Origin of the sequence: Bacillus cereus group sp. N24 (assembly GCF_016483345.1) — a bacterium.
Lineage (GTDB): Bacteria > Bacillota > Bacilli > Bacillales > Bacillaceae_G > Bacillus_A > Bacillus_A toyonensis.
On sequence record NZ_JAEHCA010000060.1, the window covers coordinates 1 to 8,487 of the forward strand.

Here is an 8,487-nt window from a genome sequence, read left to right on the forward strand (position 1 = left end):
TTTCAATGTCAACTAAGTTTTTTATTTCGTTTGTCGTTTTCTGCGTTATTGCATCGGCGACTTGTTCTATATTACACTTCTAACCCTTAATCGTCAATACCTTTTATGTTTTTTATTTTATAAATTATAAACCTCTTAATTTATAATCCATCCCTAGAGATTCTAAAACTCCTTTAGTCAAATTAATAATCGGCAATTTATAACCTTTAGCTTAATACTAATACTTTTCTAAAGAATGAATGTCAGGCTAAGTAAATATATATTAAGGGTAGTAGTGCACCCGAGCTAAGATTACCATTTTCCCCTCTCGCTTATCTCTAGGGGATTATAAATAAAATACTTCCTTATCTTCTTTTCCTTTACTAAGTCGATAGAAAGGTAAAGAAATCTAATAAACTTAGGAGGCGTTATGAAATGCATGTTAATAAGAAAATCATTTATGTATCCCATGATGCCCATTTCCACGGAGCACAGCTGCTTTCTTTACATACTATTAAAGCTCTTAAAGAAAACTTCGATTACTCCGTCGCAATTATTTCTATTGGATCAGGCATTTTAATCCCCGATTTTCAAAAATATGGTCCTGTTTATTGCTTAGAGGAAGACTACCCCACGGAAGAAACGGTCGAATTATTAATAAAGACTTTATTATCACAAGACTATACCATTGCCATATGCAGTACGGTCATAAGTGGTGATATGGTTGCATTACTAGCTAGGCACAATATAAAAGTTATTTCGTTAATACATGAATTACCGCATTTAATACAACAGTACTCTGCCGAAGGAAAAGCTAGAAACATTGCTGAATCTGCTTACAAAATTGTCTTCCCTTCACAATACGTATATGAAAAATTCCTTACAATTACGCAATTAGATCATCAAAAATGTCACATTCTCCCTCAAGGTTTATTTAACCACAATCCTTATAAGAATAATATTACAGTGGCTAGAAATGAATTACGCAAAAAACTCAACCTGCCTCTAGATAGTAAAATTATTTTAGGTGTAGGTTTCGCCGATTATCGAAAAGGAATAGATTTATTCTCATTTATTGCTTACTCAGTAAGAAAGGTTCATACTAATATTCATTTTATTTGGGTAGGAAGAACAGATGTTCACCTTATGGATACTCTATCACCAAGATATAAAGCACATTTCACATTAGTTGATCCTACTCCAGATATCGGTTTATATAATGCCGGGGCTGATTTATATTTATTAACCTCAAGGGAAGACCCTTTTCCAAATGTTGTTTTAGAAGCATTAGATACAAAGGTTCCTGTTATAGGTTTTAAAAATGCTGGAGGTTTTGAGGATGTTGTTACAGAAAAAACCGGTGCCTTAGTAGACTTTTTAAACTTACCAAAAATGGTCGAAAGAATATATGAACTTATTGGAGATGAAGAGTTACGCTTACAAAAGGGGAGCTTTGGCCAAGAGCTCATTGAAAAAAACTTTAATTTTCTTAATTACATTTATCAATTATTAGCGCTTCTCGAACATAATTACAAAAAAATAAGTGTAATTGTACCAAACTATAATTATGAACACTACTTACCTGACCGAGTCAGATCAATATTAAACCAAACCTATCCCCTTTACGAACTAATTTTCCTAGACGACGCCTCTACTGACAATAGCGTATCAACATTTGAAAAGCTGCTCCCAAAAGAAAATAAGCCTCATCTGAAAGTTCAACGAATTATTAACGAAAAAAACTCTGGTTCTGTATTTAAACAATGGATAAAAGGAGTCTCCGCAGCAACCGGTGATTATATTTGGATCGCAGAATCAGATGATTTATGTGAGAAGACATTTTTACAAGAGGTGATACATGGATTTCATATAAATAACAAGGTTACCTTAAGCTACACACAATCAAAACAAATAGACGAACAAGGAAATGTAATAGCTGATCATTATTTAAATTACACAAATGATATCGATAAAGAAAAATGGAAAACCCCCTATTTTCGAAAAGGCATAGATGAAATACAAGATACGTTACTTATTAAAAACACTATACCTAATGTCTCAAGTGTAGTTTTTAAAAACATAGATATAAAAAACACAGAAAAACAACTAGCAAAATTTAAAGTTGCTGGTGATTGGTTTTTCTATGTTTCCATCCTGCAAGAGGGACATATTCACTTTAATCCAAAGTCCCTAAACTATCATAGACGACATACAAATAGTGTAACGAAAACAGAAGATTCATATTCTCATTATAATGAAGTTGTACAAATGCAGAATTTCATTAAACAGAACTTTACTATCGACGATATTTCTAAAATGAAGATGTATACATATAGAAAATACCTAAAAACATACTTGAACATTTAGCCTTGAACTTTATTTACTATCCGCATTTTTTATAAGACGCTACTATTATTTAGGGGGAATACTCTTTGAAAGCATTTATAGAGGAAAATAAAAACTTAATTTCTCAAATCGCAAACAACTACAATGTAAACGCAAATATCCATCCTGAGGATCACATTTTTCAGTTCCTTGTCACTAATCCAATCTTTCCTTCTAAAAAAGAAGCGATAGATTATTATTTTAAAGATGGACAAAAATCAGCACAAATACTCTTAGACTTAATTACTTCCTTTTATCCTCCTGCAGACAATCCAATTAAATTATTAGAATTTGCATCTGGATATGGCTGCGTAACACGCCATTTATTAAATCTACAAGCAAACTTGAGTATAACTGCTTGTGATATACATGAAGAAGCTATTACTTTTATTGAAAACACATTAAATCATTCTTCTATATTATCTCATCCTGAACCTGAACATTTAAAATTGGAAACTTCTACGTACGATATTGTTTTTTGTCTATCCTTTTTTTCTCATATGCCTGATACAACTTGGTTTCGTTGGCTTCAAACATTGTATAGTGCTGTTTCACCTGGTGGTTTATTCATTTTCACCACCCATGGGTATCAAAGTAAAAAATACTTTGGATTTCCAAATTTAAATGAACAAGGCTATTGGTTCTTTCCTTCTAGTGAACAATTCGATTTAGATGTTAACCAATATGGCCAAACGATAGTTAGCCCCTCTTACGTGTGTGACAAAATTAAGTTATTACCCTATAACCCTATCATTAAAAAATACACTGAAGGGTTTTGGTGGGATCATCAAGATCTTTGGGTAATAAAAAAAGAAATAAAATAATAAACCATGCTCTGCTTATATAAGTAGAGCATGGTTTATTATTTTTTACTATATAAGAACTCTTCAATCCATAACTTATTTAATCTAATTCCACTTTTGAAATCTATTTTAGGTTCCCAATTAAATTCTTGTCTCACCTTATCTATATTTAAAATGATTTTTTGAACATTTTCTTGTTTTGGTTTATAACAGATAAAGTCTACTTTTCTTTCTGTTATTTTCTCCAATTCCACTATAATTCGTTTTAAAGAAAGACCTTTGCCACTTCCTATATTATATACACAAGATTTCAATCGATTTAATTGTGATAGTTGTATAGTAATTTCAACTAAATCATCGATATAAATATAATCTCTAATAATCTCTTGTGGATTCCCGTATATATTAATCCTTTCATTACTAAGATGTTGGTACAAAAAACAATTTATTGCCCCAACTTTCTTTAAAGGATTTTGATATTTCCCATATGGATTAGAGTATCTACATACAACATAGTCGATGCCGTAGTTTCGCTTATAAAAATACAAATAATTCTCAAGCGAAACTTTTGTGATTCCATATGGAGAAAGTGGTTTCAACGGATGCTTCTCATCAATAGGCAAATATTCAGGTTCCCCATAAACTGTACCCCCTGAAGATGCTAATACAATTTTTTTAATACGAAAATCTTTAACACTTTCCATGAAATTAAGAAAAAAAAGGCTACTGTTAATATCCCCAAAAATATCTTCGATGGAAGTTGCTACATTAGACGTCGCAGCTAAATAAATAATAATATCCACATTCACTAAAGCTTTATATATATCTTCAACATTTTCTAAATCACCTGTAATAAATTCAACTTCATTTATAATATTTCGAGGGAAATTATTTATATGCCTGGAAAATACTTTTACATTTTGCCCCTGTTCTAATAAACCTAACGTGAGGTTAATACCAATGAAACTATTTCCACCTACTATTAAATAATTATTCTTCCTCATAATATCCTCTCTCTAGTAAGCAAATTTTTTACTCGTCACACCTAGAAATGCAAATACATGAACTCGATCATTTTTATTATTCATCCTCTTGTAATTGTATGCCCCTTATACATTTTCATTATCTTTATTTTATATTTTCATTTTAGAATCACTACCTTATCTAAAGTGTCCGAAAAAACACTCATAATATTTACTCACCCCCATGAATATAGTTTATTAATAAAAAATCAACCTTTTCTTCCTATATTTCCACTCGTGTATTCCATTTAAAGAAGCTTCTACATACACAAAACTCTCGAAAAAGGAGTACAGAACTCATGAAAAATATAAATCAAAAACTTTTAAACCATGTAATTCTACATAAAGATCGAATTCCACACTTCCATAAAGACTTTCCCCTTATACTATTTTGGAGTCATAGAAGCGGATGCACCACATTAGCTAATTGGTTCTTTTTTCAAATTGGATTATATACTGAAGCAAAGAAATACAATGACTTTATTCATTACTATGAGTTCTGGGTATACAAAAACAAAGAAAATTACATACCTGAGTTACAAAATGTTCTTCTAAAAGGGAAAAAAGATGTTTGTAAACTCGTACGAAATCCCTATACAAGGGCCGTTAGCTCATTTCTATTACTTGCTGACAATCCATATGCTAGCCCACAATGGGAAAGTATCCGAAAATGTTTTTATAATGACAAATATAGTAATGAAGGAATATCATTTAAACAATTTTTATATTACGTTCAAGCACTTGGTCCCAACTCCCTAGTAATGGATATACATTTTAGTCAGCAATATGTTCAGGGGGAAGAAGCCTTCATCCAACGCTACATACCTTTAGAAGATTTTAATAAGCAAATTCCCAAAATAGAAGACGAATACGGTTTAATTAAGTCGGACCTAGCCATACTTACGAATTCAGATCATCATCGCACTCATAAGATGATGTATGAAGGCAGCTATGCAGAACTTAGCATTACAGATGAAGCCTTCCCCCAATTTCCAACATATAAAAGCTTTTACGATAAAGAAACTATGGATTTAGTTACAGAAATATATGCACAGGACTTTGAAATGTATCCATACAAGAAAGGGATATTTTAAGTCTATACATTCTTCAATGAATAAAAGCGAATGTCTCGCATAGCATAAATTGACACTGTAATTCGCGCGGGATTATCCCTCAGCTGGTTATTCCCTTCTATCAATCGTACTTATATGAGTTTCCTAATTTTCAGCCACTCTCTTTGATTCCTTTGATTGTTGAAGTGTGTCATACTATCCATCAATACATTGCATTTAAAACAGGAGTGATGTCATGTGGAAGACAATTTGAAACACAATACTGGGTACTGCGTTATTTGCGAGAAGGAAACTACATTTATAGAACATAATGATTGGCTTAGAGATCATTACTTATGTTCTACATGCCACTCTATACCAAGGCAGCGAGCTTTAATCCATGTTTTAAATACATTTTTTCCAAAATGGAATTCCTATAATATCCACGAATCCTCTCCTGGAGGAATTACAACTCAGCTACTAATAAAAAACTGTAAAAACTATACATATTCTCAATACTTTAAAAACTATCCTCTCGGCCAATACTTTCAAGGAATTAGATGTGAAAATTTAGAAGACATGACCTTCCCCAGTGAATCTTTTGATTTATTCATTACTCAAGATGTTTTTGAACATGTCATGACGCCAAACAAGGCATTTAAAGAAATAGAACGAGTATTAAAACCCGGTGGTGCTCATGTATTTACTGTCCCTTGGTATCATACACTCACAAAGACTGTGCAAAGAGCAAGAGTGAATAAAGAAGTAATTGAGCATATTGAAGAGCCCATTTATCATGGAAACCCTATCGATGAGAATGGGTCTTTAGTAACATTTGATTGGGGGCTAGATATGATTGAATATATTTATACACAGGCAAATATGTATACTACTGTTTATTTACAAAAGGATAGATTATTAGGGTTAGATGCTGAATTTTTGCATGTTTTTATTAGTACAAAAAACTCGTAAATAAATTTTATCATTATGTAATTCGGAGGTTTAACAAATGAATAATTTTAAGTTAGGAAGTGATTTTGATAACCTTGTTAGTCCATTATCTGACGTTGAACTTCTAAATCTATTTATACAAAGTTGCTCAGAAACAACAATAAACGGTGTAACCGTACCTATGTTCCCCCCTGAAGAAATCCAAAAACAATTTGTAGGTGCTTCCTATGAACACGCCCTATATGAAGCATATTTGTTTTATAGTCATATAAAAACATACGCTCAAAATTTAGGGGTTCCCTTGGATAAAGAAAGTAAAGTTTTAGACTTTGGTTGCGGTTGGGGACGAATTATACGCTTCTTGTTCAAAGATGTTCGGGATGAAAATCTGCTTGGGATTGATGTAGATCCCTTCATGATTACTCTTTGCAATGAAACATTAGGAAGAGGGATATATAAAACAGCAAGCCCACAACCTCCTGTAGAATTTATTCGTGACAATTCATTAGACATCATATTCGCTTATTCTGTATTCTCACATTTATCCGAAGAAACTGCAGAAAATTGGATAAAAGAATTTTCAAGAATTCTACGTCCAGGTGGAATCTTCATCGCAACAACACAGGCACGATATTTTCTCGATTTTTGTCAACAATTCAAGGAACACCCTGAATTAATTCAAACAGGATGGCATAAAACTTTATCTCAGGCTTTTCCAGATATACATCGCGCTATCTCGGATTATGAACATGGGAATTTTGTACACAGTCCTACTGGTGCAGGAGATGTTAGAGATAGCAGCTTTTATGGAGAAACTGTTATACCTATGACCTATATTAAAAAGCATTATGAGAAGTATCTAAAACTGCGGGATTTTTTTGATGATGTAAATCGGTTACCACAGGCCCTATTTGTTCTCCAGAAAGATTAACTTCTTTCGTTCATAGTAATCCGCTTAATTTCATGATGAATGATACTTTTTATTTCAGACATATATATGAGAGCACCCAAGACTCTCGTATTAAGCAAACTATAAAACTAAATCCAATACGTAGCATACAAAAACAGTAAGAGAATATAAAATCTCTCGTTTTAAACTTGCTCCACAAAATCAAAAGTAACTTCCCACCACTTGAACTTCGAAGAACATAAGGGGGATATAGCTTGAAAATAATCGCTTTTTACTTACCACAATTCCATCAAATAAAAGAAAATGATCGCTGGTGGGGTAAAGGTTTTACTGAATGGACGAATACTAAAAATGCACAACCTTTATTTTCAGGACATTATCAACCTAGGGAACCTTATCAAGATTTTTATTATGACTTAACTACCCCATCCGTAAGAAAATGGCAAGCAGAAATCGCGAAAGCATACGGTATATATGGTTTTTGTTATTATCACTACTGGTTTAAAGGTAAGAGGCTATTAGAAACACCTTTTAATGAGGTACTTAAGATAGGGGAACCAGATTTTCCATTTTGCCTTTCTTGGGCAAATGAGCCATGGACAAGATCTTGGGATGGTCTTGATAAACATATATTAATGCCTCAAGATTATGGAGATGTATCAGATTGGAAAGAGCACTTTGAATATTTATTACAAGCGTTCCAAGATAAAAGATATATTCGTATAGATGATAAACCTCTATTCATTATTTATCGCCCGGGACATATTCCTGATTGTGAAAAAATGCTTAATTATTGGAATGCATTAGCACGAGAAAACGGTTTAAAAGGTATATACTTTACAGAAACATTAAACAGTTTTCCACTCCCTGATATAAATGGGTTCGATGCTAGCATTCAGTTTGAACCATTTTATACAATTGCCCATGATAGCTCTTCAGACATAAATAAAACAATATATGAGTCTGGTATGCAATTAAATGCTTGGGACTACGATAAAGTATGGATGTATATATTAAAGCGATTTCCTCCAAAGAAAAAAACATTCCCTGGAGCTTTCGTTGATTGGGATAACACTGCACGACGCAAAAATTCAAATAGCAGTATTTTTATAGGTTCTACTCCTGAAAAGTTCGCAATCTATTTAAGTAAGCAAATTCATCGTACTTACTCTCTTTATAACAGTGAGTTTTTATTTATCAATGCGTGGAACGAATGGGCAGAAGGAACCTACTTAGAACCAGATCAAAAATATGGATTTTCCTATTTAGAAGCGGTTAAAAAGGCAATCGATAGAGGTATGAAAGCATACAAAAAAGACGAGTCATTCTGACTCGTCTTAAGCTTGCTTGGCGACGTCCTACTCTCACAGGGACAAGGTCCCAAC

General features: G+C 32.7%; 7 protein-coding genes. 6 read left to right on the forward strand and 1 reads right to left on the reverse strand.

Annotation, left to right across the window (positions count from 1 at the left end):
* Positions 1-414 precede the first annotated feature (414 nt).
* Together JDS95_RS30065 and JDS95_RS30070 are read left to right on the forward strand one after the other, a co-directional pair.
* Positions 415-2,346: a glycosyltransferase gene (locus tag JDS95_RS30065; RefSeq protein WP_000558355.1), complete on the forward strand. Its 1,932-nt coding sequence runs from the start codon at positions 415-417 to the stop codon at positions 2,344-2,346.
* A 65-nt stretch (positions 2,347-2,411) separates the two neighbouring features.
* Positions 2,412-3,188, forward strand: a complete 777-nt coding sequence (locus JDS95_RS30070) for a class I SAM-dependent methyltransferase (RefSeq protein ID WP_144467796.1) — start codon at positions 2,412-2,414, stop codon at positions 3,186-3,188.
* Between the two features lie 38 nt (positions 3,189-3,226).
* Here JDS95_RS30070 and JDS95_RS30075 read toward each other — a convergent pair whose 3' ends face one another.
* Positions 3,227-4,171 carry an NAD-dependent epimerase/dehydratase family protein gene (locus JDS95_RS30075; RefSeq protein WP_001230838.1) on the reverse strand — a complete coding sequence of 315 codons (945 nt, stop codon included), beginning with the start codon at positions 4,169-4,171 and terminating at the stop codon, positions 3,227-3,229.
* Positions 4,172-4,488: 317 nt separating this feature from the next.
* On the opposite strand from JDS95_RS30075, the gene JDS95_RS30080 reads away from it, so the two are divergent.
* The 4 genes from JDS95_RS30080 (at position 4,489) to JDS95_RS30095 (ending at position 8,433) form a co-directional block, all read left to right on the forward strand.
* Positions 4,489-5,283 (forward strand): sulfotransferase family 2 domain-containing protein, encoded by a 795-nt coding sequence (locus JDS95_RS30080; protein ID WP_000790069.1) that lies wholly within the window; start codon positions 4,489-4,491, stop codon positions 5,281-5,283.
* Positions 5,284-5,499: 216 nt separating this feature from the next.
* The gene (locus JDS95_RS30085) at positions 5,500-6,213 is read left to right on the forward strand and encodes a class I SAM-dependent methyltransferase (protein ID WP_199691027.1); all 714 of its coding nucleotides are present in this window, start codon (positions 5,500-5,502) and stop codon (positions 6,211-6,213) included.
* Positions 6,214-6,250: 37 nt separating this feature from the next.
* On the forward strand, positions 6,251-7,123 hold the full coding sequence (locus JDS95_RS30090) for a class I SAM-dependent methyltransferase (protein ID WP_144467795.1): 873 nt from the start codon (positions 6,251-6,253) through the stop codon (positions 7,121-7,123).
* A 233-nt stretch (positions 7,124-7,356) separates the two neighbouring features.
* Positions 7,357-8,433 (forward strand): glycosyltransferase WbsX family protein, encoded by a 1,077-nt coding sequence (locus JDS95_RS30095; RefSeq protein WP_000690969.1) that lies wholly within the window; start codon positions 7,357-7,359, stop codon positions 8,431-8,433.
* Positions 8,434-8,487 lie beyond the last annotated feature (54 nt).